This window comes from Pectobacterium peruviense (assembly GCF_003312355.2).
GTDB classification, from domain to species: domain Bacteria; phylum Pseudomonadota; class Gammaproteobacteria; order Enterobacterales; family Enterobacteriaceae; genus Pectobacterium; species Pectobacterium peruviense.
In genome coordinates this window covers 1776704-1791693 of the sequence record NZ_CP161826.1, presented here as the reverse complement: position 1 = coordinate 1791693, position 14990 = coordinate 1776704, and the positions used below count along the sequence as shown (strand labels likewise).

Here is a 14990-nt window from a genome sequence, read left to right as displayed (position 1 = left end):
AATAAGTTAGCACGATTTTCCCTGCCTATTCTCTGTATTGAACATTGCAATAGGCAGGATAATCATCGACATTACGCATTTATTTATTGCTGGTTTCATCCAGCAGTAAATATCGATAAGTAACGGGAACTATCTTTGGCTATGTCTGATATGCAAGTTCGACCAGGACGTAAACGGTCTATTTGGCTAATACTACTGATTATCGTTGCTCTCGCTGCAACTGGTGCCGCGGGCGCCGCCTGGTGGCTATTAAATCAGAAGAACGCGGCAACGGCTGAGCAGGAAGCACCGCCACCGCCAGAGCCTGTTTTCATGCCACTGGATACTTTTACCGTTAATCTAGTCAATGCAGATAATGACCCTGACCGCGTGTTATATGTTGGATTCACACTGCGTTTGCCAGATGAGGCAACGCGCACACGTTTTACGAATTATCTGCCAGAAGTTCGCAGCCGTCTGTTATTGTTGCTTTCTCGTCAGGACGCAATTGCGCTTGCCAATGAGCAAGGTAAACAGAAGCTGATCGAGCAAATTAAGCAAGTGCTAAGCCCACCATTAGTTCCTGGTCAACCTAACCAGGTCGTTACTGATGTTCTGTTCACGGCCTTTATACTGCGGTAACCATTATGGGCGATAGTATTCTTTCACAAGCAGAAATTGATGCACTATTGAATGGCGACAGCGGCGATAGTGACGCTGATGCCAATGCGGCATCAAAAACGGATGGGGGCGTAAAACCCTATGATCCGAATACTCAGCGACGCGTTATCCGTGAGCGTTTACAAGCATTAGAAATTATTAATGAACGTTTCGCTCGCCAATTCAGAATGTCGTTGTTTAACCTGTTGCGTCGTAGCCCCGACATTACCGTGGGTGGAATCAAGATCCAGCCTTATCACGAGTTTGCCAGGAACCTTCCGGTACCGACAAACCTGAATCTTATTCACTTAAAACCGCTACGTGGTACTGCGCTATTCGTATTTTCGCCAAGTTTGGTATTTATCGCTGTAGATAACCTCTTCGGCGGTGATGGACGTTTCCCGACGAAGGTCGAAGGTCGCGAATTTACCCACACAGAGCAGCGCGTGGTTAAACGCATGTTACGTCTGGCTCTGGAAGCGTATGGCGAAGCGTGGAATGCGATTTATAAACTTGATATCGAATACGTACGTTCAGAAATGCAGGTCAAGTTTACCAATATTACAACGTCGCCTAATGATATCGTCGTGACTACACCGTTTCATGTTGAAATCGGTTCACTAACTGGCGAATTTAACATCTGTATTCCTTTTTCAATGATAGAGCCGCTGCGTGAACTGCTCGCGAATCCACCATTGGAAAACTCGCGTCAGGAAGATCAGAGCTGGCGGGACACCTTAGCCAAACAGGTACAACATTCTGAATTGGAATTAGTTGCAAGCTTTGTTGATATTCCGCTGCGACTGTCCAAAATTCTGAAGTTACAGCCCGGCGATGTGTTACCGATCGACAAACCAGACAAAATCGTTGCTCATGTTGACGGTGTGCCTGTGCTGACCAGCCAATATGGCACATTGAACGGGCAATACGCCCTACGTGTTGAACATTTGATTAACCCTATATTGAATTCTCTGGATAACGAGGAACAGCCCCATGAGTGACACCAAGAAACCGTCCGACGACAAGGAATCAGTGGACGATCTGTGGGCTGATGCATTTAACGAGCAGCAGGCTGCAGAAAAACCGGCAGCGACAACAGAAGGCATTTTTAAGTCGCTAGACGGCCATGACCCGTTGGGTGCCCTACAGGATATCGATCTGATATTGGATATTCCGGTCAAACTCACCGTTGAGCTCGGTCGGACAAAAATGACGATAAAAGAGCTTCTGCGCCTAACCCAAGGTTCTGTTGTTGCACTTGATGGCTTAGCGGGTGAACCGTTGGATATTCTGATCAATGGCTATCTGATCGCCCAAGGTGAGGTCGTCGTCGTCTCTGACAAGTATGGTGTTCGTATTACAGACATCATTACACCATCTGAACGTATGCGCCGCCTGAGTCGTTAATGGCAACAGCCTCGATATCATCCCCTACTTCAGTAGCAAGCCAGCAGTCGACTCTTGTTACTGAACCACCACTTACCGGCAGCATGTTACTGACACAAGTTGGTAGTGTGCTTGCTGGTATTTTATTGTTTATTCTACTAATTGCCTGGTTTGCCCGTAAACTCGGTTTTGCCCCGCAAGCCAAGCAAAATAAGTTGCTAAAAGTCGTATCCAGTTGCCCTGTAGGGCAGCGTGAGCGAGTAGTTATTGTAGAAGTTGATAATACTTGGTTGGTACTAGGTGTTACGGCTCAGCAAATTACACCGTTGCATACGCTTCCAGCACAACCAATCAACGACAGTTCCTCCACTGGCGACACCAAGCCAGTAGATTTCAATCAACTGTTAAAGAAAGTTTTAAAGCGTCCGGAAAAATCGGAATGAGTGCCTTGCCTAACTATTTTCGTATCACCGCCTTGCTTCATACGCTTCGCTATGGTTTAGCCATCGGTTTACTGTTCATTGCACCATCAGTATGGGCACAGCTTCCCGGAATTGTGACGCAACCACTACCTAACGGTGGACAGAGCTGGACGCTATCAGTACAAACGCTGGTTTTCCTCACGTCATTAACGTTTCTTCCTGCTGCATTGCTAATGATGACCAGCTTCACCCGCATCATCATTGTACTTAGCTTGTTACGTAATGCGATGGGCACGCCAACCGCGCCACCGAATCAGGTATTGCTCGGATTGACACTGTTCTTGACATTCTTTGTCATGTCACCGGTATTAAACCGCGTTTATGACGAAGCCTATCTTCCATTTAGTCAGGATCAAATCAGCATGGAAGTCGCCATCGAACGTGGCGCGGAACCTGTACGCGAATTCATGTTGCGGCAAACCCGGGAAACCGATTTGGCATTGTTTACCAGGCTGGCAGAAATCCCAGAAATCCAGGGACCTGAAGCGGTACCCATGCGTGTACTTCTTCCTGCGTTTGTGACAAGTGAACTAAAAACCGCTTTCCAGATTGGTTTTACCGTATTTATCCCTTTCCTCATCATCGACCTCGTTGTTGCAAGCGTATTGATGGCTCTGGGGATGATGATGGTTCCTCCGGCGACAATTTCCTTGCCTTTTAAACTCATGCTTTTCGTACTAGTCGATGGCTGGCAACTGCTACTCGGTTCATTAGCCCAAAGTTTTTATAGTTAGAGGAATGCGACTATGACACCAGAATCGGTGATGGCACTGGGCTATGAAGCAATGAAAGTCGCATTGGCGCTGGCAGCCCCTCCCCTAATGGCTGCGCTGGTCAGCGGGCTGGTTATTAGCCTTTTGCAAGCAGCAACCCAAATAAACGAAATGACATTGTCATTTATCCCTAAAATCCTAACAGTATTCTTCACGTTAGTGATCGCAGGGCCGTGGATGTTAAACCTCATGCTGGACTATATGCGTACGCTATTCGGCCAGTTACCTAATATTATTGGGTAAGCATGCTGACGTTTAACAGTTGGGACATGGTGAATTGGGTTAGCCAGTTTTTCTGGCCCTTTGTCAGAATTCTTGCATTGCTCAGTACCGCACCAGTCTTTAACGAAAGAGCGATCGGCAATCGGGTAAAAATCGGCCTAGGTGTACTAATTACCCTGCTCGTTGCACCTTATTTACCATTAAACACCACGCCTATTTTTTCTGTTGCAGGCGTCTGGCTGCTAATACAACAAATACTTATCGGCGTGGCTCTAGGCTTGTCAATGCAGTTGGCATTTGCCGCTATTCGCTACGCGGGAGAGCTTATTGGCTTACAGATGGGACTCGCTTTTGCGACCTTCTTCGATCCAACGGGCGGCCCGAACATGCAGGTAATAGCCCGTTTCATGAACATTCTCGCAATCCTGCTGTTCTTAACTTTTAATGGGCATCTCTGGCTTATTTCGTTGTTGGCGGATAGTTTCTATATCCTGCCTGTCAGTACCAATCCAATTAATAGCCATGCCTTCCTCTCGCTTGCGCGCGCTGCTGGATTGATTTTTATTAACGGATTAATGTTGGCACTGCCTATCATAACCCTCTTGCTAACAATCAACCTAGCGTTAGGCATACTTAACCGTATGGCACCTCAACTCTCAATATTTGTTATTGGTTTTCCGATTACACTCACCGTCGGAATCATGACGCTAGGCTTATTACTCCCGCTACTCCCACCATTCGCGGAACATTTATTCAGCGAGGTTTTCGATTTACTCGCGGATATTCTCAACCAATTATCAGCATCCTAATTACCTCTAAACCCATTAGGCAAAAAAGATAAAGCAATGCGAATTTCGTATCCGTAAACTTGCCTATCATTTCAGCATACTACTACGGACTCGCTGTCAGATTCGGCATATATTTATAAAATAAATGACGGTGGTAAATAGCATTTATAAATGCTGCATCAGATATCGGTGCAATAAAGCGGCTGCGTATATAACAGTAGGTATTGTATAAAACAGTGAAAGAGGAATTCAGAATAGCAGGGAATAAAAAATGGCATGTCATCCATTCAATATAATGAGTGACACGCCTAAAAAACACGCCCGGTTTAAGCGTATTCAAATCGTAGAGTAGAATAGATGAATATCGTCCATTACTACTATTTCATTTGGAACAATGACATTCCCTGCATGTTCTGGAAAGAAGTATAAGAAGCTTGCAAGGAAGACTGCTGCATAATATAAGACGAGATCGCCTCATACCAGTCGGTATCCTGCAATTGTGATAACGTGGTTTTATTTGCCACATCGCGATCTTTACCAATTGCATCAAGGTTATCAATTTCATTGAGTTGAATACCTAACTCTGCTCGGACGGCAGAAATATTATTCAATGAATTTTTTAAACCACGGTTTGCAGTCTCTAACGCTGCCGCCACACCAGCTTTTGTTGCATCATCAGCATCTGCGATAGGCGTTTCAAGTGCTTTAATTGCAATATCCAGCGTCTCAAATAAATCCGATTGAATGCTACCATCAGGCTCTTTTTGGGCATCACCGGTTATCCCATTGAACACCGCAGAGCCAACATGGCTGACCGCCATATCTCGGGCCGAATCTACCCGTTGTGAAATAGCTTTGTTTCCGCCCAAATACTCAACACCTGCTGCCCCTTCAACAAAAGGAGCATCGTCCGTTTCGTAACCAGCAAAAATATAATTGCCGTTACCGTCAGTACTGTTAGCCATATTCAGTAACTCAGCTTTCATGCCACGCAGAGAAGCTGCAACCGATTTGCGATCGTCATCACTCAGAACACCGCCGCCTTTGATTACTTCAGTCAATGCGCTGGTAACCGTAGTCACGCTCTTATCTAAGATAGACTCTTCCAGAGACATGCTTTGTTTGGCAAATGTACGTGCTAGCGTGTACTGACCGTTCTCCGATTGTGCCTGGCCAAGCATAATGGCACCTGCAGCCGCGATCGGATCATCTGATGGATTGACAACTCGCTTTCCAGTTGAAAGTTGCTCACCCGTCTTTTGCCACGCTGCCTGACCATTAATAATGCCCTGCATGTTTTGCTGGTATATCATGCTCGTACTTAAACGCATGGTATCAATTCCTCTCTATTAAATGGTCAAACTAGCTACGGGCGGCTAACAAAGCGTCAAATATTGATTGTGCTGTTTTGATGACCTGGGCATTCGCCATATAATATTGCTGATAACGCATCAGATCGCCGTATTCTTCATCTAGGTTAACACCAGATACAGACTGCTGTTCTGCTGTCAGTTGCTTAACAACGTTTTGCTGCGATGTATTATTTATCTTCAAGGTACTAGTCTGGTTACCAATCGTACCAACCAAACTGGCGTATGCTCCAGAAACGCTGGCCTTTCCGCCTACGATTTTTTCATTTTGTAAGGCAAGCAATGCCTTAGCATTCGTGTTATCACTAACACCGCCAAATACAGGATTGCCGCTTCCATCTAAAACGGGAGCCCCACTATCATCAAGCTTAACGGATGCTGCAGCAATTTTATTAGGATCGGAAACAGCCACTGACATATCGATAATCACGTCATTAACTGGCTTGAGCACGAAACTGTCGTTTGTCGCCGGCGTTCCAGTGATTGTCATCTTGACGCCATCAAAATTCAGGCTGCTCTCAGGAGGAGTCCCTGTGGTCGTCACTGCCGCCGTAAATTTTGAATTGTCAGACAGGCGGGTTACTTGCCAATTAGCGCCATCGTATTTAATCGCATAGTTGGTTGCCTGTACGTCTTTGGTATCAGTGTAAGATGGCGTTAGCGCAGCAGTGCCGCCATTTTTGCTATCATTCAGGACAACTGCTTTACCAAAAGAGAAGAAGTCGCCGCCTTTAACACCATCACGGTCATAACCTTGCTGATGTTGAGTATTAAATGCATCAGCGAATGCCAGTGCTAACTGCCCTAGCTGATTACGCGCCTCATCAAGAGTCTCTGAACGGAAAGAAAGCAAACCACCTAATGAACCACCGGTTAACGAGCTTTCAGTGAGCGCCACGACATCGTTTGTCTGATCTTTATATCCGATGGTAAGACGAGCAGGATCGCTGCTGGAGCTCGTTGCAACCAACTGGTTGCTGGTGCCAGCCTGAACCAGGTTGGTACCATTCTTCAAGGCGACGTTGTAAACAATGCCATCCTGAACGGTAACATCAACGCCCACCAATTTATTAAGCTGATCGACCAATAGATCGCGCTGATCGAGCAAATCATTAGGCATCGTGCCGCTGTTTGCTCCCATCAGCTTCGTAATTTCGTTATTTAAAGATGCAATCTGATTGCTATAAGTATTAATTTGACCAACAGTGCTTTGAATTTGTGTATTTAGACCACTGTCCATGTCACGCAAATATTTATCTGTAACTTTAAATTGGTTTACCAGCCCTTCCGCTTTACCCAGTACAGTTTGACGAGTAGATGAATCACCAGCATTACTGGTGAGGTTCTGCAAGTTGGAAAAGAAGCTTTGAATCGTCGATGAAAGACTGGTGGAACTACTAGCGAGCAGGTTATCAATTTTGGAAATTTGCTCGTAGTAAGCAGAAACCGAGCTGCTTGTCGTTTGTGCAGAGCGTAGCTGATTGGTAATAAATTCATTATATTGGCGATTGATACTAACTACATTCACACCATTACCAATATACCCAGCAGATGTGCTGCTGCTCGTTGCTTGCTCAAGAATCGCATTTTGCCGACTATAGCCAGTAACAGCTTGATTACTAATGTTGTTACTCACTGTACTCAGCGCAACCTGTGCACCTTTTAAGCCACTCATCGCGGTGTTAATTAAATTGGACATAGGGTGTTGTTCCTTTTACACAGGCTCTCTTCGCCCTGCGCGATTAACAAAATGCTGAAAGCAGCAAATACGCTACATAAGTTAATTACTTTATCGGTCAGGAAGCGCAAACCTTGAATAAAAAAATCAAAATAGCCGACTCAAATCGTGAGTGTAGGCTTTCGCTACTTTCTCACCTGAATTCTTCATTTGTTGGATCATACTAACCAGCTTCTGAGCATATTGCGGGTCCGTTGCATACCCTGCTTTTTGCAACGCATGAGCCGCTTGTTCGGCCGTTCCGGCACTCATTACAGCAGAATAACGTGGGTTATTGGTCAACAATTTCACATAATCGCCAATAGCTTCAATGTAGGAATCGTAAACTCTGAAGCTGGCTTTTACTTTTTTGGCCACGCCTTGCTCATACTCTGTCGTGGTTATCTCTGTTGTTGGCCCATTCCAGCTACCGCCAGCTTTGATACCGAACAAATTGTGGCTTGGGCGTCCATCTTCAGTAGTAATCTCACGCTGCCCCCAGCCAGATTCAAGTGCCGCCTGGGCGATGATGAGGTGATGAGGTATGCCGCTATGCTGGCTGGCAATCTGCGCAGGCAAGGAAATCTGGGACACAAAATTACTATTGGATAATGGCAGAGCTGAACCTGTCGTTGGCAATTTAGGCAGCGCTTTGCGTACCATCTGCTCCACTGCAGCAGTTGGCATGCTTTTAAGCACATCACCATCGAATGTTAATGGAACCGAAGGAACGGCAGCTTTAGCGGCTGCGGCATCTGGGGATTGTCGGGTCAATTGCTCAACCATGACATCCGCGAGTCCAAGCCCCTTTCCTTTAGTTGAAATCTCTTGAGCAATTTGCTGGTCATACATTGAGGTATACAGACGCGTCTGATCGCTGCTGAAGAGCCCATCCTGCGGAATCGCAGAACGCATGCTTTTCATCATCAATTGTACAAACACACCTTCCATCTGTTGCGCAACCGCTCTGATGCCCTCTTTACTTTGAGGATTACCTGAAACTTCACGCTTCAGCGTATTCAGGGACTGCGCATCATAGGCCGCGTTATTCAGCGTCTGCATATCACTCATCAGATAATTTCCAGTTTGGCGCGCAAGCAGCCAGCGCTTTGCATCGCCTGCAGAATAGACATCAGCTCCATCGGTGTTGCACCCAGGGAATTCAGTGCACGCACGACGTTGTTGAGGTTGGCGCTGGAATTGATTCGCTGTAAAGCGCCGCCTGCTTGCTGAACTGAAATCTCTGTTTGCGGAGTCACAACCGTCTGACCGCCGCCAAATGGGGTATTCGGCTGACTGACATTGGCCTGCTGATTAATCGTCACGGAAAGGTTGCCCTGAGCGATAGCACAGCTATCCAGAGTGACATCACGATTCATCACGACAGAACCAGTGCGGGAGTTGATCACCACTTTAGCATCCTGAATACCGACGTTGACTTCAATATTCTGGACATCGGCCAAAAAACGGACCTGAGAACTGTTGCCATGTGGGGCAAGAACCTGAATAGTGCGAGAGTCCAGTGGAGACGCTGTGCCGCCGTATCCCGAGCGATTGATCGCATCACTGACTTTCTGCGCCATCGAGAAGTCGTCATTCTTCAGTTGCAGCATAATCGTATTTGACGTGCCAAACGTGCTAGGTAACTCACGTTCAATAACTGCACCGTTGCTAATTCGTCCACCGGCTAGTTGGTTAACCTGAACACTGCTTCCGCCAGCAGAGGCACCGGCACCACCGACCAAAACGTTCCCTTGAGCCAAAGCGTATACTTGGTTATCCACCCCTTTTAATGGGGTCATTAGCAAAGTCCCGCCTCGCAAGCTCTTCGCGTTACCAAGTGAAGACACAACAATATCAATATTTTGGCCTGTTCTGCCAAACGGTGGAAGCTCTGCCGTTACCATCACTGCCGCCACATTCTTCAACTGCATGTTAGTTCCGGCAGGGACAGTAATACCTAATTGCGAAAGCATGTTAGTTAAGCTTTGCGTGGTAAACGGTGTCTGCATGGTCTGGTCACCGGAACCATCCAGGCCGACCACTAAACCGTAACCAATCAACGCATTACCACGTACGCCCTGGATATTAACCAGATCGCGAATTCTCTCTGCCGACGCAGGCGTAATATTCAGCGTCAGTAACGTCAGCAGTACAGTGAAAAATGATGCAATCCGCATGGCAGGCCTCTTAAGCTTAGAACGGAGAAACATTGAGGAAGAACCGCTGTAACCAGCCCATGTTTTGCGCTTCATTAATATAGCCATTACCGACATATTCAATGCGCGCATCCGCTACCTGGGTTGATGGCACCGAGTTGTTACCACTAATAGTTCTCGGATTTACCACGCCAGAGAAACGGATAAACTCTGTTCCCTGATTAATTGCAATTTGTTTTTCGCCAACGACGTTCAGGTTGCCATTAGCCAACACTTGACCGACCGTGACGGTAATCGTGCCACTGAACGTGTTATTGGCGTTGGCACCACCTTTCCCTGAAAAATCATTCGTGCCTGTGGCATCCAATGCAGCACGGTTGTTACCCAGTGGTCCTTCGAGATAGCGCGGTGTTGTCGCTACGCCAAACGTTGACGACCCATTACGAGCAGCATTAGCTGATGAGCTTTTACTGGCGCTAACATTTTCCTGTAATACGATCGTCAATGTATCGCCAATATTACGTGGGCGACGATCTTCAAACATCGGTTGATAGCCATAATTCATTGGCTGCACGGTTTGGAAAATAGAACCATTAGGACCCGCTAATACCGGCGATCCCGGCTGGGCGGTTGTAGGCCCAGTGACAACTTTATCATGCGGGATATAGGCGCAACCGTTAAGTGCTAACATCGCGATCAATGCCAACAGACGGGGTCGGCGGAGTGGTTTGATAACCGACTTTGCATTCATCATCACTGCGGATATCGCCTTAAATTAATCTATTTCACATATTCACGGGGTAAATCAAAACCATATTTATTCCACTCATCTGGTGGTTATGGCCATCATTACCCCGTTAAACACTGTCTATGTTGCCAACATCAAGCCACCAGAGCACCAGCTCTCACCCTGACATTAGCGGGTTACCCATTACAGCTGGGTCAATTTCTGCAACATTTGGTCAGAAGAAGAAATTGCTTTACTGTTGATTTCATAGGCACGTTGAGTCTGAATCATCGATACCAATTCCTCAGCCACATTGACGTTGGAGGTCTCGACATACTTCTGATACAGCAGCCCCGCGCCATTCAAACCTGGGTTTGTTTCATTCGGCGCGCCTGAGCTTGCGGTTTCCAGATACAGGTTTTCACCCATGCTCTCAAGGCCGCTGTCATTAATAAAGGTCGTCAGCGTCAGCTGACCAATCTGGTTTGTTGCTGCCTGTCCCTGCACTTTAACGCTGACAATACCATCACGACCGATATTCAATTCAGTCGCATTCGCAGGAACAGTAATAGCAGGCTGAACCTGATAACCGCTGGACGTCACTAACTGCCCATTACCATCAAGCTGAAAGGCACCATCGCGCGTGTAAGCCGTTGTCCCATCAGGTAACTGAACCTGAAAGAACCCCTGACCTTTAATGGCAACGTCCTTCGAATTACCCGTTTCAGAAAACGTTCCTTGAGTGTGGATACGCTCTGTTGATACCGGACGAACACCGGTACCTAACTGCAAACCAGACGGTAGCATGGTTTGCTCTGAAGACTGAGCACCGGGTTGACGAACTGTTTGATACATCAAGTCTTCAAATACCGCACGTTGACGCTTGAAACCATTAGTACTGACGTTTGCCAAGTTATTGGAAATAACGTCCATATTGGTTTGCTGAGCATTTAAGCCGGTTTTTGCAATCCACAAAGAACGGATCATTTATTCACTCCTGTGCGCACTCGGCGCTTAACCCATTGCTAATATCTGATTAGCGCGTTGTGCATTATCGTCGACGCTGCTAATGATTTTCATCTGCATTTCAAAGCGACGAGCATTGGCAATCATATCGACCATAGTATCGACCGTGTTCACATTACTACCCTCGATCACACCCGGCATAATACGCACGGTAGGATCGTTTTGCAGCACATTACCACGTTGTTGCTGAGCCTGTTGCGTCAAACGGAATAGCCCGTCATCAGACCGCTCAACTTCTTGTCCAGTAGCCTTGACGAGTTTCAAACGTCCCAACTGGGCAATCGTATTCGGCGGATCTCCAGCATTAAGAGCAGAAATCGTACCATCCGCAGAGATGCTGATCTGAGCCTGTGGAGGAATATCAATCGGTCCACCGTCGCCCATGACTACACGCCCTTGGATAGTCAACTGCCCATCAGCGTTGATCTCCATATTACCATTACGGGTGTACGCTTCACCGCCATTAGCAGTTTGCACTGCCAACCAACTCTCTTTCGGTAAAGCGACATCCATTGCACGGCCAGTATAATTCATCACGCCTTCGGTCATATCAGCGCCAGGCGTTGAAGCGACAACCAGCGTTCGGGTGGGCAGTGTCAACCCATTCACCGGCACAGCGCGTAATGCAGACAGTTGTGCCCGAAAACCCGGCGTTGAGGCATTAGCCAAGTTGTTCGCAGTAATCGCCTGCTTTTCCAATGACTGACTTGCGCCACCCATTGCTGTATAAATCGCGTGATCCATGCAACGTCCCCGTTAGGATAATTAACGCAGGCTAACCAGCGTTTGCAGAATGGAATCCTGCGTTTTGATAGTTTGCGCGTTTGACTGGTAGTTACGCTGCGCAACGATCATGTTGACCAGCTCTTTACTCAGATCAACGTTCGAACTTTCGGTAGATTTGCCAATCAGCTTACCCAAACTTCCTGTACCCGCCAGACCAACAACAGCCTGACCAGAACTTGCGGTTTCAGACCACGCGTTATCACCTTCAGGTGACAAACCTTCCGGGTTGGCAAAACTAGCCAACAGAATTTGGCCCAGCGCTTGCTTCTGACCATTGCTGTAGCTACCTTCGATCGTACCGTCATCGTTAATAGCAAAACCCGTCAAGGTTCCAGGACCAAAACCGTTCTGAGTTGGGCTCTTATAGCTATATTCCGAGTTTTGCTGCACGCTACCAGTAAAATCGAGAGTAAACGTACCTGTCGCCGCACCATTGGTACCGACAAGATTGATCGTAAAATTCGCAGGCGTAACAGTACCAGTAGCTGGAGGAGTAGCAGGAATAGGCGTAGCAGTCTGAGAAGTCAAAGCGCCGTTCGCACCAAAGCCCATCGTCCCTGCATTTTGATATGTGGCCGGAGTGATTGAATCATCCTTAGCATATGTCTGCCACGTATTATTCGCTGTTTTAACAAAATACAGCGTGAAGTTATGCACGTTACCTTGGCTATCATAGGTTGTGAGTGCAGTCTTACTGTTATAGGTACCTTCTGCACCAGGCGTTGTAGCCCAAGAGCTTGTTGGAACCGAGTCTGAAGATTTCAGGTTAGCCTTAATTGACGCAACTGTCGTTGGGCTCGCCAGCATGTCCCCATCAGGAACAGTCAACGGTACTGGGTCGGCACCTGTCTGAACCGTTGGCGGCGTACCCGCAACTGGGTAACCCGTCAATTGCATACCTTGTGCGTTGACGATATTACGGCCGTTCAGCATAAACTGACCATTACGGCTGTAATAAGTAGAACCATTGGTATCTTGCAGACGATAAAAACCGCCGCCGCTAATCGCGATATCCAAGTCTCGTGAGGACGACGTCACAGTACCGTTACCGAAATCCTGCAATACCGATGCGACCTTCACACCCATACCGACTTTAGAACCCGCAAACATATCAGCAAATGTGACGGTCCCGGATTTAAAACCCACTGTCGCTGAGTTAGCGATGTTATTACCGATAACATCCAGGTTATTAGATGCCGCGTTTAAACCACTGACCGCCTGAGAAAAACCCATGTTGTTCTCCAGATGAATTGATTAAGTCATATTCCAGATAGTGAGTTTTGCTGGAATAATATGAAATTTATATCGTTACAGAATCTGCCTAACATCGTCCAGAGTGGCTTTACCGCGCAGTCCTAAATCCAGCAATGCGCCGCTATCACCACGAACAACACTATTTACAACCGCATAACTCAATGGCTGCACAACTTGTTGCGCGCCGCCCGTGCTAGCAGCAACCGTAAAGGTATAAGCGCCATCTGGTGCAACCGTGCCATCAGCAAGCTTACTATCCCAGTTAAACGAGTGAACCCCAGCAGAAAGCGTCCCTAGTTCGATCGTACGAACGGCTTTACCTGTCGAATCGTTAACGGTGACAGTGACAACTTCTGCTGCTTTTTCCAGTTCAACACCAAACGGAGTACTAGTCTCTTTACCAACCAGAATGTCTTTTCCAGGGATCATGACACTGTGACCAATCAGCGTTGATGCTTGCATAGACTGGTTGTTATTGATCTGGCCGGAGATAGATCCCAATGTGGTATTCAACTTCTCAATACCGCTAACCGTATTAAGCTGAGCAAGTTGGCTTACCAACTGATCATTACTCATCGGATTCGTCGGATCCTGATTCTTCAACTGCGCAACCAAAAGCGTCAGAAACTGATTCTGTAGGTCGGCGGCGCTGTTCTTCTCTATCGCCGTTGTCGACGAGGTACTCTGTGTTTGAGTCGCCGAGGAAGTATCATTAATTGTTACAGACATTATTTCGTCTCCCGATTATTGCCCAATCGTTAACGTCTTCAGCATCATCGATTTTGTCGTATTCAAGACTTCGACGTTTGCCTGATAACTGCGTGATGCTGAAATGGTGTTCACCATCTCAGCTACTGGGTCAACATTCGGCATGCGAACGTATCCCTGTCCATCAGCCAGCGGGTTACCCGGTTCGTAAACCAGGCGAGCAGGCGATGGGTCTTCGATAACATTAGCAACTCGCACGCCGCCAGTTGATTGCCCTGGGGCTGCATTCACTTCGAATACAACCTGCTTGGCACGATAAGGTTGGCCATCAGGGCCCGTCACGCTGTCTGCGTTAGCCAGGTTACTGGCGCTCACATTCAAACGCTGAGACTGCGCAGAAAGCGCTGAGCCTGAAATTTCGAATATATTTAATAACGACATGAATATTTACCTTCCCATCGCGCTACGATCACGAACCTGACTGCAGGACCGACATCATGCCTTTAATTTGTCCGCCCAAAACGGTCAGGCTGGTTTGATATTTCAGGCTATTATCGGCAAAATTAGTGCGTTCACGGTCCATATCGACCGTATTGCCATCCAACGCAGGTTGATCGGGTACGCGGTATAACAAATCAAGTTCCGGCGGCTGAAAATTCTGCGCCGGTATATGTCGCACAGATGTGGTTTTCAGCGCGATGCCTGTACCGTTCACCCGCCCCTGCTCCATGGTTTTACTGAGCTGGCTGGCAAAATCGATATCCCTGGCCTGATAGCCTGGCGTATCAGCATTGGCAATATTCGCGGCCAGAATTTCCTGCCGCTGGGCACGCAAGTTCAACGCTTCCTGCTGAAACCGCAACGAGGCGTCTAATTTATCAAGCATGCTCCCTCCGCAAGTTAGAATTTGGAGTGAGTAGGATAATTCTCATGATGGCTATGCCATCGAACGA

At 47.3% G+C, this 14990-nt stretch carries 18 protein-coding genes; 7 read left to right on the top strand and 11 right to left on the bottom strand.

Annotated features, from left to right (window positions below):
* Positions 1-141 precede the first annotated feature (141 nt).
* From fliL to fliR, 7 genes are read left to right on the top strand one after another with little or no spacing between them, the layout of a single operon-like run.
* Positions 142-621, top strand: coding sequence for a flagellar basal body-associated protein FliL (gene fliL, locus DUT67_RS08135; RefSeq protein ID WP_010279620.1), 480 nt, complete (start codon positions 142-144; stop codon positions 619-621).
* Between the two features lie 5 nt (positions 622-626).
* The gene (gene fliM / locus DUT67_RS08130) at positions 627-1640 is read left to right on the top strand and encodes a flagellar motor switch protein FliM (RefSeq protein ID WP_011093296.1); all 1014 of its coding nucleotides are present in this window, start codon (positions 627-629) and stop codon (positions 1638-1640) included.
* Complete coding sequence (fliN, locus tag DUT67_RS08125) at positions 1633-2046, top strand: flagellar motor switch protein FliN (protein ID WP_010279616.1); 414 nt, start codon at positions 1633-1635, stop codon at positions 2044-2046. Before fliM ends, fliN begins: the two co-directional genes overlap by 8 nt.
* On the top strand, positions 2046-2468 hold the full coding sequence (fliO, locus tag DUT67_RS08120) for a flagellar biosynthetic protein FliO (RefSeq protein WP_048259601.1): 423 nt from the start codon (positions 2046-2048) through the stop codon (positions 2466-2468). The genes fliN and fliO overlap by 1 nt, the downstream gene beginning before the upstream one ends.
* The gene (gene fliP, locus DUT67_RS08115; protein WP_113626251.1) at positions 2465-3241 is read left to right on the top strand and encodes a flagellar type III secretion system pore protein FliP; all 777 of its coding nucleotides are present in this window, start codon (positions 2465-2467) and stop codon (positions 3239-3241) included. The genes fliO and fliP overlap by 4 nt, the downstream gene beginning before the upstream one ends.
* A 12-nt stretch (positions 3242-3253) precedes the next feature.
* A complete protein-coding gene (gene fliQ / locus DUT67_RS08110) occupies positions 3254-3523 on the top strand; it encodes a flagellar biosynthesis protein FliQ (RefSeq protein ID WP_048259599.1) in 270 nt (89 codons plus the stop codon).
* A 2-nt stretch (positions 3524-3525) separates the two neighbouring features.
* Positions 3526-4311 carry a flagellar biosynthetic protein FliR gene (gene fliR / locus DUT67_RS08105; protein ID WP_113626250.1) on the top strand — a complete coding sequence of 262 codons (786 nt, stop codon included), beginning with the start codon at positions 3526-3528 and terminating at the stop codon, positions 4309-4311.
* 356 nt (positions 4312-4667) lie between these two features.
* Here the strand turns inward: fliR and flgL are convergent, their stop codons facing one another.
* The 11 genes from flgL to flgB all read right to left on the bottom strand — a co-directional run bounded on the left by flgL (position 4668) and on the right by flgB (position 14923).
* Positions 4668-5621: a flagellar hook-associated protein FlgL gene (gene flgL / locus DUT67_RS08100; protein ID WP_048259597.1), complete on the bottom strand. Its 954-nt coding sequence runs from the start codon at positions 5619-5621 to the stop codon at positions 4668-4670.
* A gap of 31 nt (positions 5622-5652) precedes the next feature.
* Positions 5653-7359, bottom strand: coding sequence for a flagellar hook-associated protein FlgK (flgK, locus tag DUT67_RS08095; protein WP_113626249.1), 1707 nt, complete (start codon positions 7357-7359; stop codon positions 5653-5655).
* 126 nt (positions 7360-7485) lie between these two features.
* Complete coding sequence (gene flgJ / locus DUT67_RS08090) at positions 7486-8448, bottom strand: flagellar assembly peptidoglycan hydrolase FlgJ (protein WP_113626248.1); 963 nt, start codon at positions 8446-8448, stop codon at positions 7486-7488.
* Positions 8448-9557 (bottom strand): flagellar basal body P-ring protein FlgI, encoded by a 1110-nt coding sequence (locus DUT67_RS08085; RefSeq protein ID WP_048259594.1) that lies wholly within the window; start codon positions 9555-9557, stop codon positions 8448-8450. Before DUT67_RS08085 ends, flgJ begins: the two co-directional genes overlap by 1 nt.
* 16 nt (positions 9558-9573) lie before the next feature.
* On the bottom strand, positions 9574-10287 hold the full coding sequence (locus DUT67_RS08080) for a flagellar basal body L-ring protein FlgH (RefSeq protein ID WP_039292566.1): 714 nt from the start codon (positions 10285-10287) through the stop codon (positions 9574-9576).
* A 180-nt stretch (positions 10288-10467) separates the two neighbouring features.
* Positions 10468-11250 (bottom strand): flagellar basal-body rod protein FlgG, encoded by a 783-nt coding sequence (gene flgG, locus DUT67_RS08075; protein ID WP_010301659.1) that lies wholly within the window; start codon positions 11248-11250, stop codon positions 10468-10470.
* A 27-nt stretch (positions 11251-11277) separates the two neighbouring features.
* Positions 11278-12033: a flagellar basal body rod protein FlgF gene (locus DUT67_RS08070; RefSeq protein WP_048259593.1), complete on the bottom strand. Its 756-nt coding sequence runs from the start codon at positions 12031-12033 to the stop codon at positions 11278-11280.
* Positions 12034-12054: 21 nt separating this feature from the next.
* The gene (flgE, locus tag DUT67_RS08065; RefSeq protein ID WP_048259592.1) at positions 12055-13308 is read right to left on the bottom strand and encodes a flagellar hook protein FlgE; all 1254 of its coding nucleotides are present in this window, start codon (positions 13306-13308) and stop codon (positions 12055-12057) included.
* 75 nt (positions 13309-13383) lie between these two features.
* Positions 13384-14058: a flagellar hook assembly protein FlgD gene (gene flgD, locus DUT67_RS08060; protein ID WP_048259591.1), complete on the bottom strand. Its 675-nt coding sequence runs from the start codon at positions 14056-14058 to the stop codon at positions 13384-13386.
* 15 nt (positions 14059-14073) lie between these two features.
* Entirely contained in the window at positions 14074-14478 is a 405-nt protein-coding gene (gene flgC, locus DUT67_RS08055; RefSeq protein ID WP_011093282.1) for a flagellar basal body rod protein FlgC, read from the bottom strand.
* Between the two features lie 28 nt (positions 14479-14506).
* The gene (gene flgB / locus DUT67_RS08050) at positions 14507-14923 is read right to left on the bottom strand and encodes a flagellar basal body rod protein FlgB (protein ID WP_015840802.1); all 417 of its coding nucleotides are present in this window, start codon (positions 14921-14923) and stop codon (positions 14507-14509) included.
* Positions 14924-14990 lie beyond the last annotated feature (67 nt).